Source organism: Micromonospora sp. CNZ297 (genome assembly GCF_007827625.1).
Window position 1 is genome coordinate 22,372 of the sequence record NZ_VISU01000038.1, and the last position, 14,299, is coordinate 36,670.

The window sequence follows — 14,299 nt, forward strand, 5'->3', positions numbered from 1 at the left end:
GCCCGGCGTGTCCGCCGGGTGCTGACCGCGGTGTGTCTGCTCGTCGTTGCCGGGCTACCGGCTGGATCCTCGGACGCCGGCGCCGCCGGCGCGGGGACGCTGCGGGTGCTCCAGATGAACCTGTGCAACAGCGGCCGGGCCGGCTGCTACACCGGCCGGGCCGTCCCGCAGGCCGCCGACGTCATCGCTGCGGAACTGCCCGACGTGGTCACGCTCAACGAGGTCTGCCGCGACGACGTGGTGACGCTTGCGCGTACGCTGCGGGCCGTCCGTGCCGGTGGCACGACGGTGTCCGCGTTCCAGGCCGCCGGTGACCGCCCCTCCGGCGGTCCCACCCGGTGCAACAACGGCGAGCCGTACGGGATCGGGTTGCTGGCCCGCCTCGACGCCCGCGACACGCGGCCGTCGGTGCACCGGGGGACCTATCCGGCGCAGGACCTGACCGACCCTGAGGAGCGGGTCTGGCTCTGTGTCCGGGCCGACGGGCTGCACGCGTGCACCACGCACCTGGCGAACACCAGCGGCCAGGTGGCGCTGGCCCAGTGCGGGCAGTTGCTCGGCACCGTCGTGCCGGGCGTCCGGGGCGGCGCCGTCGGCGCGCCGACCGTCCTCGGCGGTGACCTCAACCTGCGGGCCGGAGGCATGCCGGACGTGCGGTCGTGCGTGCCGGTGGGCTACCGGCGGATCGACGACGGCGGCCGCCAGCAGATCCTGGCGTCGAGCGGCGTGACGATCTGCTGCCGCCGCGCGGTGGACATGCGCGGGGCGACCGACCATCCGGCGCTGCTGGCGACCATGATCCGCTCGTGGCCGGCGCCGCCACCGGGACGGTACTGACGAGGCCTCCGGACACGTGGCGGAATTGGTCCGCCGTCCGTGCAACTTCCCGGGCGGGCGTAGCCGTTCTACCTCCGTCACGAGGAGGCAGTCGATTGAAAGCCGAAGACGAGCAAGCGTTCCGCGAGTTCGTGACGTCACAGATGGCGTCCCTGCGCAAGCTGGCGTACATGACCTGCGGCGACTGGCACGCCGCGGAGGACGCCGTGGCAAACGCGCTGGTCAAGCTCTATCCACGCTGGCGGAAGCTGGAGCGGCCCGATCTCTACGTCAAGACCATGGTCTACCGGGCCGCGATCGACGAGACCCGTCGGCCCTGGCGGCGCGAGCGGTCGGCCGGCGACGCCATGCCGGACGCCGCGGTGCGGGACACGGCGGCGGTGACTGACGAGCGGATGCGCCTGCGGGCGGCGCTCGAAGCCGTCCCGGCGGGACAGCGGGCCGCCGTGGTGCTCCGGCACTACCTGGACCTGAGCCTGGAGGACACGGCCGCCGTGCTCGACTGCACGGTCGGCACGGCCAAGAGCCAGGTCTCCCGTGGGCTGGCGAAGCTGCGCGAGTCCCTCGGCGGCGAACACCTCAATCTCACCGGCAGGCCGATGGAGGAGTGGACAAATGCAGTTGCGTGAACTGGTGGACGCCGTGACCGGCGACGAGCCGCCGATGGGCCGTACCGTCGACGACATCGTCGCGGCCGGGCGGCGCGCCGAGCGGCGCCGCCGGAACCGGTTCGCGACAGCCGGCGCCGCGGGCCTCGTCGCGGTGGCGGTCGCCGCCGCGATCACGGTGCCGACCCTGGACGCGAGGCGCACCGCCTCGGCGCTGTCCGAGGCGCCGCGTCCGGGCGTCAGCCCCTGGCCGGACGCCTCGCCGTTCACCTTCACCTTCACCGGGTACGACGCCGGCACGCTGCACGTGCAGGACCCGATCGTCGTGTCGACCGCGTACCAGATCGCCCCCGTCTACTCCGACCGGCACACCTCGAACGACAAGCCCGTCAGCCAGGACGAGGCCGAGGCGTTCGAGCAGGAGAGGACGGCCGCCGGGGCGAAGCCGACTCTGTGGGCGTACCTGACCGTCTACCGGCCCGGCGCCTTCGATCCGGCCGCGGTCAAGGACGGTCGGAGCGTCACGGTGGCCGGGCGCAGGGCGGTGCAGGCGACGCTGCCGTTCGGCCTCGACCCGCGCAACCCGGTGGATCCGGGCAACAAGCTGTTCGCCTGGGAGTACGCCCACAACGCCTGGGCGGCCGTCACGTCGATCTCCGGCGACGCGGCGACGCCGAGCTTCGCGGACCTGAGCGGCCTGGTCGCGGGCCTGAAGCCGGCCGGGCCGACGCCGGCGCCGCTGCCGTTCACGGTGGGCTACCTGCCGCGGGGTTACGTGCCGCTCCAGGTGGGCACGCACGCCATGCCCGGCCTGAGCGGCATCGCCACCGCCCGCGCCGGTGACTACGGCGGCGCGACGTACACCAGGCCGCCCCTGCGCACCTCGGGCCTGACCGCGCCGTTCGACTCGGTCGAGGGCGGGATCAGGGACGGGTTCCACATCTTCGTCACGCCGAGCACCAGCTCCAACCAGTCACCGGAGCCCGGTGCGACGAAGTGCTACCCGGGGGCGGCCCGCGGAGGCGGGTTCTGCAACATCTGGAGCGCCGACGGCACTGTCGTCGTCCAGGTCAGCTCCGAGGGCGTCGGCGGCCGGCTGCCCCAGGCCGAGCTGCTGCGGATCGCCGAGGGGATCACCGTCGCCGACGACGTGCGGGACGAGTCGACCTGGACTCCCGCCCCGGACGCCCTGACGCCCTGACCGATCCCGGCGGCGGTGGGAGCGGCCCGACCGCTCCCACCGTCACCGCCTGATCTACAGGAACCGCCAGCGCTGGTGCGCGGCCCCGGTGTCGTCGGCGAGGACCGCCTGCGCACCCTGGGCGCCGGAGCCGCCGCTGAGCCCGAGCACCCGGCCCCCGTTCGCGCACTGGATGCGGAACCAGCCGCCTCCGCCGTGCCGCAGCCGCCACCTGTGGTCGGCGGTGCCGTTGTCGGCCCACTGGACGATCCGGGCGCCGGCCGCTGTCGAGCCGCCCTCGACGCCCAGCACCTTGCCGCTGTTGCCGTTGCGCAGCCGCAGGTAGCCGCCGGTGTCCACGAGCGCGGTCCAGAGGTGGTCGGCGGTGCCGGTGTCGCCCCACTGGACGACCAGCCCGCCGTCGGCGGTGGACATGTTCTGCACGCCGAGCACCAGCCCGCTGCCGAGGTTCTGGATCCGCCGCGCCCCGTTGGGCAGGAACCGCCACTGGTTGTCCAGGCTGCCGTTGTCCGGGTCCTGCACGGCGAACGCGCCCTGGGCGGTCGAACCGCCGGAGATGCCGAGCAGCTTGCCGGTGTGCACGTTGCGCAGCTTGTGGCTGCCGTCGCCCACGTCGACGACGGTCCAGAGGTGGTCGGCGGTCCCGTTGTCCGCCCACTGGAGGATCCGGGCGTTGTCAGCCGTGGACATGTTCTCCACGCCCAGCACCTTGCCGCTGTTGACGTTGCGCAGCCGCAGCGCCGACCCGTCGACCACCAGCTGCCAGTCGTGGTCGGCGGTGCCGGTGTCGCCCCACTGGAGCGCGAGCCCGCCGTCGGCTGTGGACATGTTCTGGATGCCGAGCACCAGGCCGCTCGCCGCGTTGGCGAGCCGGAAGCTCGCCTCCCCGCCGCCACCGCCCGCGCCGACCCGCCAGTAGACCGTGTAGTTGTGCCCGTGGGCGTCGTAGAACGGGCCGAGGTTGACGGTGGCGCCGTCGGCCCGGGCGGTGAACGCGAGGCTGCCGGCGCCGGTACGGGTGACCGAGGCGGGGTCCAGCGTCGGCAGGCCGCTCAACGTGGCGTTGCCGTAGTTGCCGGAGAGCACCACCGGCCCGTACGTGACGGCCTGCACAGCGGCGTCGTCGTTGGCCGCCACAGTGGTGACCCGCATCGGCAGCCGGACCGTGACCGTGTCGCCGGAGGTCCAGGCGCGGGTCAGGACGGCGTAGCTGCCCGGCGTGGCGGCGATGCCCGCCGCGACGCCGTTGACGCTGACGCTCGCCCCGCTGGTCCACGCCGGGATCCGGATCCGCATCGTCCACGACCCGGCCACCGAGCCGGTGACGGTGAGCGTCGTGGTGTCGCCGACCGGGTACGAGGTGGCCTGCGTGACGGTGATGCCGCGCTGGCTCCAGGTGAGCACCGAGGGGACGAACAGGTTGACGGTCAGCGTGGTGCCGTTGTGGAAGTAGATCGCGTCCGCCAGCGTCGTGTTGGTCTCCAGCCCGGTGCCCTGGCAGCACCAGAACGAGTTGTAGTCGGTGCTCCACGTGCCGCCGCCCCACGCCGGGCCGACACCGCGGCGCCCGCCCGGGTTGAGCGGGGTGAAGTACGTGACGTGGCCGTGCGCGTCGGCCGGGTTCTGCTGGCCGATCATGTGGTTGAGCAGCGCGCGCTCGTAGAAGTCGGCGTACGCGACCCGGTCCGGGTCGAGCTGCCAGAGTTCCCGGGTCAGCTTGAGCATGTTGTACGTGTTGCAGGCCTCGCACGTGTCGTTGCGCAGGTAGCCGGCGATCGCGTTGGGTGCCCGGAAGTGCTCGGCCTGGCTGTTGCCGCCGATGGCGTACGTGTGCGCGCCGACCGTGATGGCCCACGCGTTCGCGGCGATGTCCCGGTAGCGGGTGACGCCGGTGGCCTTGTACTCCCGGGCCGCGCCGATCCACTTGGGCACCTGCGTGTTGGCGTGCAGCCCGTTGAGCTGGTCGGAGTTGGCGGCGAGCGGGTTGAACACGGCGGCGTGGTCGAACCGCTGCGCGACAGTCAGCCACCGCCCGTCACCGGTCTGCTGGTAGAGGTCGGTCAGCACCGCGTTCATGCCGCCGAACTCGGTGCCGAGCATGGCCTGCATCTGGGCCGAGGTGAGCCGGCCGGTGCGCTGGTCGACCCACCCGGCCAGCGCCAGCAGCACGTCCCGGGCCTGGGTGCTGCCGATCAGCCGCCACACGTCCAGCAGCCCGGCGAGCGTCTTGTGGATGCAGTAGTAGGGCACGTTGCCGTTGCTGAGCGTCCGCGCCTCCAGCGCGGTGAAGTCGGACTCCGGGAAGCCGGACAGGTACCCGGCGCTGAACCCGGCCGCGCCGTTGTTGGCCTGGCAGCGGGCCAGTTCGGCGACCATGGTGAGTGCCTTGTCCCGGCAGGTGGTGTCGCCGAGCACCGCCCACGCCTGTGCCCAGGCGGTCAGGAAGTGCCCCTGCATGTGGGTGCGGAACGGGAAGTTGGGCGCGTCCCAGCCGCCGTTGGCGGCGGCGCCGCCGGTGGACAGGCGGTGGTTGGCCCGGAAGTTGTAGAGCAGCCGGTTCACGTCGACGAAGCGCAGGTAAGCGACCGTACGGTTCTGGTTGTCCTGCCAGCGGCCGGCGGTCAGCCGTACCTGGCCGGGATCGAACGCGTACGCGGACACGCCGATGTCGGGGCGGGCCGGTGGCAGCGCGGCGTGTGCCGTACCGCCTGCGGAGACGGACCCGGCGGCGGCGCCGGCGGTGGCCGCGACGGCTGTCGCGGCGGTCGTACGCAGGAGGAATCGGCGGTTCACCAGGGGAGCGGGCATGGCGGCCTCCGTGGCGGGGGACGGTGGTGGTGGGGGACGGTGGTGGTGGGGGCGGTTACGCGGTGACCCGGAACGTGGCGTCCTGCCTGTCGATCGCGGGGGAGCCGGCGCCGAGCGGGTCGATGCGCAGCCGGTAGTCGTAGTGCCGCAGGTAGCGGGTGGGGAAGTTGTGCGAGCGGAACGACGACCAGGTGCTGTCCGCCAGGCCGGCGGTGCGGTGGAAGGTGGCGTCGGCGCGGAACGTGGCGGTGCCGTCGTTCGGGTCCAGCCGGACCGCGTAGTCGTAGTGCCGCAGGTAGTTGCCGGGGTAGTTGACCGACTCGAACGAGACGGCGGCGGAGTCGGCCAGGCCGGGGACCATGCGCCACATCTGGTCCTGGTAGGGGTCGAACGGGTACGCGTCGACGCGGGCGATCCGGTCGGCGTGCCGGACGTAGCGGTCGGGCAGGTTCGACGACTTGAGCCGCACCCAGTTCGGCGTGCCCCAGCGGTTGACCATCCCGGCGTACTCGGCGTCGCTGATGCCGACCATCGAGCCGTGCTTGGAGTTCAGCGGTGGGGTGTAGTCGCGCTGGTTCAGCGGCGTCCACGAGTTGCCCGCGATGGTGGTCGTGGACCAGGCGTAGTAGTCGTTGTTGACGGGGCTGAACGAGTCGCCCCACAGCCGCCAGCCGCCCTCGTTCGTGCGCAGCAGCAGCGGCGCCTCGATCGCGTTGCCCTGCCGCAGCCCGCCGGTGTACGTGGTGAAGCTGTTCGGCGCGCCGGTGGCGGACCGGGCGCCGTACAGGTACCCGTCGTCGAGGTTCTTGTAGTAGAGGTACGTGGTGCCGCCGTCGACCACCACGTCGCCGTCGAGCACGCCGAAGCCCGGGCTGAAGTAGACCTGCGGTGCGCTGACGGTGCGGAAGTCGCTCGTGTAGTTGACGAACAGCACGTCCCGGCCGTTGTTGGCGGAGTAGACGATGGCGTACTGGCCGCGGGCGGCGTCCCAGAACGCGGTCGGCGCCCACGTGTGGGTGTCCAGCGTGTGCATCCGGATGCGCCGGTAACCGGTGAACGCGGTCAGGTCGGTGGAGTCCCACACGTGCAGGTACTGGCTGGTCAGCCCCCAGTTGGTGCCCTTGAGGTCGGTGGCGAGCACCACGAACGTGCCGTCGGTCCTGCGCAGCACGAACGGGTCGCGCAGGCCGAGTTGCCCGGCGGTCGGGGTGACGACCGGGTTGTTCTGGTTCAGCGGGGTCCAGTTGAGGCCGTCCCGGCTGACGGCCAGGTGCAGGCCGTAGTCGGCGCCGAGACCGTTCGGCGTCTCGGTGAAGTAGGCCATGGCGTAGGCCGTGTTCGGCGCGGCGAGCGCGCCGCGGGGCAGGCTGAGCGCGCCGGAGGCGGCTGCAGCGGTGGACAGGGCACCGAGGGTGAACGCGCGTCGGGTCAGGGGCACGAGGGGCCCTCCTCTGCGGTGGGGATGACGTCCGCGTTAGCGCTAACAATCTCCCCTAGCCTGGCGTTCACATAGTCGTCTGTCAATCGAGTGGTGACGTTAACGCGCTCAGCCGCGGACCTCCCGCGACGACACCAGTCGTACCAGCCGGGGGAGTGGTCGCCGGGCGAACGCCGCAGGGCGGGCCGATCGTCGTCCCGGCCCGCCCCGCCCGGCTTCCCGGCGCCGCCCGCACGGCGGCGGGTCAGCGGTTGCGGTAGTGGTTCACTGCCAGCGCCGCGCCGGACGCGAGCGCCAGCGCGCCGAAGGCCGAACCGGCCCACGGGTTGCCCAGGACGCTCGACAGCGTCACGTTCGCCGCCACGCTGACGACGAGCACCAGCCAGAGCAGCGGGCGCATCCGGGTGACGGGCGTCGTCGCGGCGGTGTTCTCGGCGGTACGGTCCAGGTCGTTCACGGCTGCCTCCTCGGGTGACGTCCTTGCACCTCGACGCTAGGCGCGCGGCCGTCCGGGAACGATCCCGCCAGCACGACGACCGGGGTACAGCAGGCTGTACTTTCCGCGCCCGGACCTGACGGACGGCGACAGCGGTGACCTATCGTGGCGGCCGGGGGTGGGCCGGGGATGGAGTACGTACGCAGGCGGTTCCGCGCCGCGGTGGACGCGCTGGAGCACCTCGTCGGCGGGCTCGGCACTGCCGTGCTGGCGCTCGGCGCGCTGTTCGGGGCCGTCGTCGTGGCGGCGGCCTGCGTCGGCGGGTTCGGACTGCTGCTCGTACCCGGGATGCTGCGGGCGGTGCGGTCGGTGGCCGACCGCGAGCGTGCCCGGCTGTCCCGGTGGGGGCCGCCGATCCCGTCGCCCGGCCCGGTGCCGGCCGGGGTGCGCCCGGCGCTGCGCGACCCGGTCGTCCGGCGGGAACTGCGCTGGGTGGCCACCCACGGAACGCTCGGCTTCGGCGCCGGGCTGATCGCGCTCGCGCTGCCGATCTACGCCGTGCAGGACATGACGTTCCCGCTGTGGTACCGGCTGGTGCCGCCGGACGCCGGTGCGCCGGGGATCGGCTGGTGGCGCGTCGACGGGCTCGGCGACGCGCTCACTGTCGGCGTGCTCGGCATCGGGTGGCTGGTGCTCGCGGTCGCGACCGGGCCGGCCCTGGCGCGGATCCAGGCCCGGCCGGGCCGCCGGCTGCTGCCCCCGCCGCCCGGGTTCGACCTGTCGCTGCGGGTCGCCGAACTGACCGCCACCCGGGCCGCCGCGCTCGACGCCCACGCGGTGGAGCTGCGCCGGATCGAACGCTCGCTGCACGACGGCACGCAGAACCGGCTGGTCGCGGTGAACGTGCTGCTCGGCGCCGCGCGGCGGGCGGTACGCCGTGACCCGGCCCGCGCCGACGAGATCCTGGAACGCGCGCAGAACGCGGCCGAGCAGGCGCTCGGTGAGCTGCGTACGGTGGTGCGCGGCATCCTGCCGCCGGTGCTCGGCGACCGGGGCCTGGCCGGGGCGCTCGACGGACTCGCCGCGGAGTGCGCGGTGCCGTGCCGCCTGTCGGTGGACGTCGACGTGCGCTGCGCGGCGTCGGTCGAGGCCACCGCGTACTTCGTGGTGGCCGAGGCGTTGACGAACGTGGTCCGGCACAGCGGCGCGAGCGCGGTGGAGGTCGCCGTGCGCCGGGAGGGGAACCGGCTGCTCGTCACAGTCACCGACGACGGGCGCGGGGACGCCGACGAGACGCGTGGCTCCGGGCTGACCGGCATCCGCCGCCGGGTCGAGGCGTACGACGGGCGGATGACGCTGACGAGTCCACCGGGAGGACCGACGAGGATGCACGTGGAGCTGCCATGCGGATCGTGATCGCCGAGGACGACGCGCTGCTGCGCGAAGGGCTGGCGCTGCTGCTGCGCGCCGAGGACCTGGACGTGGTGGCCACCGCCGGCACGCCGGGGGAGTTCCTGGCCGCCGTGGACGAGCACCGGCCGGACGTGGCGATCGTCGACGTGCGGATGCCGCCCACGCACACCGACGAGGGGATCGTCGCCGCGGTCGAGGCCCGCCGCCGCCTGCCGGGCCTCGCGGTGCTGGTCCTGTCCGCGTACGTCGAGCAGGCGTTCGCCACCGAGCTGTTCTCGGTCGGCGCCTCCGGGCTCGGCTACCTGCTCAAGGAGCGGGTGGGCCGGGTCGAGGAGTTCCTCGCCGCGCTGCACCGCGTCGCGGCCGGCGGCAGCGTGATCGACCCCGAGGTGGTCGGGCAGTTGCTCGCCCGCAACCGGCGGCCGGACACCGCGCTGGCCGAGCTGTCGCCGCGCGAGCACGAGGTGCTGGCGCTGATGGCCGAGGGGCTGGGCAACGGCGCGATCGCGGAACGGCTGTTCGTCACCGACGGCGCGGTGCACAAGCACATCCGCAGCATCTTCGCGAAGCTGAGCCTGCCGCCTGACGACCGCGCCGACCGCCGGGTCACCGCCGTGCTGCGCTATCTCGACGGCCGGCGGTAGACGCACGCACGTCCGCGCGCCGCCTCGCGGGAGGCGGCGCGCGTGCGGTGTCGAGGCGGATCAGCGGCGGGTGCCGCAAAGGGCCGCGTCGACGGTGCTGGTGACCGCCTCCAGCATCTCCATGCTCGTCGGCAGCCCGGTCACCGCGACCACCGCGCTGCGCCCGTCCGTGGTGGACAGGTTGCGGGTCTGGAAGCCCTGGATGTCACCGCCGTGCCCCCAGGCGTGACCGCCGCAGGGCAGCTCGTGCCGGGCGATGCCCAGGCCGTACTCCCAGACGCCGCTGGGCTCGAAGTCGGGCGCCGGCACGGTACGCGTCAGGGCGGCCTGCTGGGCCGGCTCGAGCAGCCGGCCCGCCAGCAGCGCCTCGAAGAACGTGCGCAGGTCCGACGGCGTCGAGACGAGCTGGCCGGCGGCCCAGCCCAGCGACGGGTCCATCCGGGTCACGTCGACCCACGGCGCGCCGGGCTCCACCGCCACGTATCCGCGCGGCAGCCGGCCGGGCAGGTCCTGCTCGCCGGTCTGCGGCCAGTACGTGTCGCGCAGCCGCAGCGGCTCGATGATCCGCCGGGTGATCTCCTCGCCGACCGGGCGCTGGGTGACCCGCTCGACGATCAGTCCGGCGAGGACGAAGTTGGTGTTGCTGTACTCCCACTTCTCGCCCGGCGGGAAGTGCCGCGACTGGGTGAGTGCCTCGTCCAGCAGCCGGCGCGGGTCGAAGTAGTCGCTGCGCCGGTCCACGAGGTCCTGCGCCTTGCCGAACACCACGTCGTCGTAGTCGGGCAGGCCGCTGGTCTGCTGGAGCAGCTGGCGTACGGTGATCCGCCGCCCGTCGTTGCCGTTGGCGCGCACCAAGCCGGGCAGGTAGCGCTCGACGCTGGCGTCCAGGTCGATCCGGCCCTCGCCGACGAGCTGGAGGACGACCACCGCGGTGAACGTCTTGGTGTTGCTGCCGACGCGCACCCGGGCGTCGCGGGGGATCCCGGCGCCGGTGCGCAGGTCACCGACACCGGCGGTGTAGTCGCGCACCCGGCCGTCGCGGCGTACGGAGGCCAGCGCCCCGGGGAAGCCGTGCTCGGCGACCAGGCCGTCCAGTCGCTGCTGGACGGCGTCTGCGGCCGGACGCCGGGCGTCGGTGGTGGTGGCGGACGCGGCGGGCACACCCAGCGCGGTGACGGTGAGCAGGGCCGCGGCGCCGACGGCCACCGGGAAGGTACGGCGGGTCATGGGAACTCCTCGACGGAGGTGAACGGGTACGACCTCAAGCCTCGGAGAACCGGGCCCCGCGCTCCATACCGCCAGCTGCCGAACCGGGGTAGCGCTGGCACTACTTGATGGCGCCGGTGCCGCCGGTTAGGCTCCGCCCAGCGTCGCGTGCCGGTGGCAGACCGTGTCAGGCATGGAGGCGCCGGATCGAAGGGAGCACGACGATGACACTCGTCGTCCCTTCGCCCTCGCCTCATGGCTGAGGGCGAACAGACCAGGCTGGTGGCCTGGAGCCGCGAGATGCGCGCCGTTCACGAGCGGCTGCGCGAGGCGCTGGCGGTGACCCGGCGGGCGCTCGCCGACGGCGAGCCGGCCCGCCCGGCGACACGTGAGCTGCTGTTGTTCTGCCACGGGTTCTGCGCGGCGCTGACCGCGCATCACGAGGGCGAGGACCACAGCCTCTTCCCGGCGATCGCAGCGCGGCATCCGGAGCTGCGCGGCACGCTGGACCGGCTGCGGCAGGACCACTCGATGATCGGGTACCTACTGACCGGGCTGAGCGCGGCGGTGGCCCGCGACGCCCCGCCCGGGGAACTGGCCCGGCACCTGGAGGGCGTGGCGGCGATCATGGAGTCGCACTTCCGGTACGAGGAACGGCAACTGCTCACCGTGCTGGAGACGCTCTCGCTGGACGCCGACCCGGGCGACGTGTTCGGGCCGTTGTGACCGCAGTCGCGGCCCGGCGGATGCGCACCGCCGGGCCGCGACCGGTCCCTGTCAGTTCAGGCCGCAGGTGGCGAACCCGTCCAGGTTCGGCCGCTGCGCGCCGACCCGGTTGAACGCGATCTCGATGCGGTCGAGCGCCGCGACGCGCTTGCTGCGCAGCGGGCCGAGGATGGCGTTGTCGATGAACGCCGGTCCGCCCTCGGGGCGTACCGCGAGCCGGGCGAGGCGGGCGTCGGCCTCGGCGATCTGCTTGTCCAGCGTGGCCAGTTCGGCCTGCACCTGGCCCGCGGCCGCCGCCGGGACGGCGGGGAGCACGACGCGGGGGCAGTTGACGGTCCGCGCCGCGCCGCCGGCGTTACCGTTCTGGCCGCCCGCGTTGCCGTTCTGACCCCCGGCGTTGCCGTTGCCGTTCTGAGCGTTGCCGTTCTGCCCGCCGGCGTTGCCGTTGCCGTTCTGGCCGGCACCGTTCTGGCCGGCACCGCCGTTGACGGCGCTCGGCACGCCCGGGGCGTTGAGCGAGCAGGCCGCCAGCGCGTCCAGGTTAGGTCGCTGCGCGCCGATCCGGTTGAAGGCGATCTCGATGCGGTCGAGCACGGCGACGCGCTTGCTGCGCAGCGGGCCGAGGATGGCGTTGTCGATGAACGCCGGTCCGCCCTCGGGGCGTACCGCCTGCCGGGCCAGCCGCTCGTTCTGCCGGGCGATCTCCTGGTCCAGGTTGGCCAGTTCCCGTTCCACCTGGGCCGACGCCGCAGCGGGGACGGCGGGCAGCTTGTCGCGTACGGTCGGGCAGTTCACGGTCTGCGCGGCGGCTGTGGTGGCCGGGCGGTTGTTCTCGCCCGCCGACGCCAGTTGCAGTCCGCCGGCGAACAACAGCGCCGCGAGGGCGCCCACCCCGCCGAGCTTCAGGACCGCGGTCTTGCGCGTACCCCTGGCCATGCACCTCTCCTCTGGTTGACCGGGAGGGCCGGTGCGGCGGGTGCCGCCCCGTCTCCACGGTGCGAAGTGACGACTGGAGGAATCGTGCTCGTGCCCGCTCCGGCATCGCGGTTCCGGCCGATGTTCCGGTCGGCAGTGGATACGGACGGCGCGTCGAGATCGTTCAGTGCGTACCGAGGTTTGACCACATCGACGTCCGTCGTTAGGCTGCGCTGAAAGCGCTTACTGCGCGGGAGACGTGAGCGTTCGTGGGACGTCCGGGTATCAAGGCCCGCCCCCGACACCGACAGGGCATCGGTGCCGGCGCGGGCACGGCACCACCACCCGCAGGAGACCAGCATGATCAACCGACACCGCCGTACGGTGTTGTGGACGTCCGCCGCGGCGACGGCCGCGCTCGCCGCGTCCGGCCTGGCCGTCGGCGCGACCGCCGCGCAGGCGGCCGCCGGCTGCCGCGTCGACTACGCCGTCACCGCGCAGTGGGGCAGCGGCTTCACCGCCAACGTCAACCTGACGAACCTCGGCGACCCGCTCAACGGATGGGCCGTCACCTGGACGTTCGCCGCCGGTCAGACCGTCGCCCAGGCCTGGGGCGCCGAGATCACCGCCAGCGGCGCCTCGGTGCGGGCCGCCAACGTCAGCTACAACGGCAGCCTGGGCACCAACGCGAGCACGTCGTTCGGCTTCAACGGCACCTGGAACAACAGCAGCAACCCGGTCCCGACCTCGTTCGCCGTCAACGGTGTCACCTGCACCGGCGGCGTCACCCCCACCACCGGCACGCCGCCGACCAGCGCCCCGCCGCCGAGTACGCCGCCGCCCAGCAGCCCGCCCCCGAGCACGCCACCCCCCAGCACGCCGCCGCCGACCGGCGGCGCGATCTACGCCGCGCCGAACGGCACCGCCGGGGCGGCCGGCACCCAGGCCAGCCCCACCACGATCGCCGCGGCGATCACCCGCGTCGGCGCGGGCGGCACGATCTACCTGCGCGGCGGCACCTACAACCTGTCCCAGACGGTCACCGTCGCCGCCGGCAACAACGGCACGTCGGGCGCCCGCAAGAACCTGTACGCCTACCCGGGCGAGACGCCGATCCTGAACTTCTCCGCGATGAGCGAGGACCCGGCCAACCGAGGGCTCGCGCTGAACGCCTCGTACTGGCACGTGCGCGGGATCGTAGTGGAGCGGGCCGGTGACAACGGCATCTTCGTCGGCGGCAGCAACAACATCATCGAGCGGACGGTGACCCGCTTCAACCGCGACACCGGGCTGCAACTGTCCCGGATCGCCTCCAGCACGCCCCGCGACCAGTGGCCCGCCAACAACCTCATGGTCAGCGTGGAGTCGCACGACAACGCCGACTCCGACGGCGAGGACGCCGACGGCTTCGCGGCCAAGCTCACCGTCGGCGGCGGCAACGTCTTCCGGTACGCGGTGTCGCACCACAACATCGACGACGGGTGGGACCTGTACACCAAGTCCGACACCGGCGCGATCGGCACGGTGACCATCGAGGACTCGCTCGCGTACAGCAACGGCACGCTGAGCAACGGCACGCAGAACGGCAACGGCGACCGCAACGGCTTCAAGCTCGGCGGCGAGGACATCGCGGTGAACCACACCGTCCGGCGCACCATCGCGTACCGCAACGGCAAGCACGGGTTCACGTACAACCGCAACCCGGGCACCATGACGATCTCGAACAACCTGAGCATCGACAACACCGAACGCAACTTCTCGTTCGACGCCGGCACCTCGGTGTTCCGGAACAACACGTCCTGCCGCTTCGCCGGCAGCGGCTCCAACGACAAGACGGTCGGCAACGTGGACGGCTCGAACCAGTTCTGGTCCGGCAGCAACGGCTCCCGCTGCTCCACGTACTCCGGCGCCCTCGCCTGGTCCTTCACCGGCGACGGCCGCCTCACGGTGACCCTGGGCGGCCGCCCCGTCTCCCTCTGACAGTGATGATGTGGGAGCGGGTCACCCGGCCGGTCTGACTCACCCTCTGACTGACCTTGGGTGTCTTCTAGGGGATTCGTCGGCTTG

Annotated in this window: 12 protein-coding genes; 7 read left to right on the forward strand and 5 right to left on the reverse strand. The window is 72.9% G+C overall.

Annotated features, from left to right (window positions below):
* Nucleotides 1-18: 18 nt before the first annotated feature.
* The 3 genes from FB454_RS32905 (at nt 19) to FB454_RS32915 (ending at nt 2,646) form a co-directional block, all read left to right on the forward strand.
* Nucleotides 19-837 carry an endonuclease/exonuclease/phosphatase family protein gene (locus FB454_RS32905; protein ID WP_013285701.1) on the forward strand — a complete coding sequence of 273 codons (819 nt, stop codon included), beginning with the start codon at nt 19-21 and terminating at the stop codon, nt 835-837.
* Nucleotides 838-932: 95 nt separating this feature from the next.
* Nucleotides 933-1,466, forward strand: coding sequence for a SigE family RNA polymerase sigma factor (locus FB454_RS32910; RefSeq protein ID WP_030268774.1), 534 nt, complete (start codon nt 933-935; stop codon nt 1,464-1,466).
* Complete coding sequence (locus FB454_RS32915) at nt 1,453-2,646, forward strand: hypothetical protein (protein WP_013285730.1); 1,194 nt, start codon at nt 1,453-1,455, stop codon at nt 2,644-2,646. The genes FB454_RS32910 and FB454_RS32915 overlap by 14 nt, the downstream gene beginning before the upstream one ends.
* A 54-nt stretch (nt 2,647-2,700) precedes the next feature.
* Here the strand turns inward: FB454_RS32915 and FB454_RS32920 are convergent, their stop codons facing one another.
* The 3 genes from FB454_RS32920 to FB454_RS32930 all read right to left on the reverse strand — a co-directional run bounded on the left by FB454_RS32920 (nt 2,701) and on the right by FB454_RS32930 (nt 7,349).
* On the reverse strand, nt 2,701-5,454 hold the full coding sequence (locus tag FB454_RS32920; protein WP_013285731.1) for a beta-L-arabinofuranosidase domain-containing protein: 2,754 nt from the start codon (nt 5,452-5,454) through the stop codon (nt 2,701-2,703).
* 55 nt (nt 5,455-5,509) lie between these two features.
* Nucleotides 5,510-6,892, reverse strand: a complete 1,383-nt coding sequence (locus tag FB454_RS32925; protein ID WP_013285732.1) for a glycoside hydrolase family 43 protein — start codon at nt 6,890-6,892, stop codon at nt 5,510-5,512.
* A 244-nt stretch (nt 6,893-7,136) separates the two neighbouring features.
* Entirely contained in the window at nt 7,137-7,349 is a 213-nt protein-coding gene (locus FB454_RS32930; protein ID WP_013285733.1) for a hypothetical protein, read from the reverse strand.
* 168 nt (nt 7,350-7,517) lie between these two features.
* Here FB454_RS32930 and FB454_RS32935 point away from each other — a divergent pair, with 168 nt between their 5' ends.
* Complete coding sequence (locus FB454_RS32935; RefSeq protein ID WP_013285734.1) at nt 7,518-8,744, forward strand: sensor histidine kinase; 1,227 nt, start codon at nt 7,518-7,520, stop codon at nt 8,742-8,744.
* The gene (locus FB454_RS32940) at nt 8,732-9,385 is read left to right on the forward strand and encodes a response regulator transcription factor (protein WP_030268785.1); all 654 of its coding nucleotides are present in this window, start codon (nt 8,732-8,734) and stop codon (nt 9,383-9,385) included. Before FB454_RS32935 ends, FB454_RS32940 begins: the two co-directional genes overlap by 13 nt.
* A gap of 60 nt (nt 9,386-9,445) precedes the next feature.
* Here FB454_RS32940 and FB454_RS32945 read toward each other — a convergent pair whose 3' ends face one another.
* On the reverse strand, nt 9,446-10,612 hold the full coding sequence (locus tag FB454_RS32945; protein ID WP_013285736.1) for a serine hydrolase domain-containing protein: 1,167 nt from the start codon (nt 10,610-10,612) through the stop codon (nt 9,446-9,448).
* 234 nt (nt 10,613-10,846) lie between these two features.
* On the opposite strand from FB454_RS32945, the gene FB454_RS32950 reads away from it, so the two are divergent.
* Nucleotides 10,847-11,317, forward strand: a complete 471-nt coding sequence (locus FB454_RS32950; protein WP_013285737.1) for a hemerythrin domain-containing protein — start codon at nt 10,847-10,849, stop codon at nt 11,315-11,317.
* Between the two features lie 51 nt (nt 11,318-11,368).
* Here FB454_RS32950 and FB454_RS32955 read toward each other — a convergent pair whose 3' ends face one another.
* Nucleotides 11,369-12,253 carry a hypothetical protein gene (locus tag FB454_RS32955; RefSeq protein WP_013285738.1) on the reverse strand — a complete coding sequence of 295 codons (885 nt, stop codon included), beginning with the start codon at nt 12,251-12,253 and terminating at the stop codon, nt 11,369-11,371.
* Nucleotides 12,254-12,592: 339 nt separating this feature from the next.
* Here FB454_RS32955 and FB454_RS32960 point away from each other — a divergent pair, with 339 nt between their 5' ends.
* Nucleotides 12,593-14,212: a cellulose-binding domain-containing protein gene (locus tag FB454_RS32960; RefSeq protein WP_145824177.1), complete on the forward strand. Its 1,620-nt coding sequence runs from the start codon at nt 12,593-12,595 to the stop codon at nt 14,210-14,212.
* The last annotated feature ends 87 nt before the right edge of the window (nt 14,213-14,299 follow it).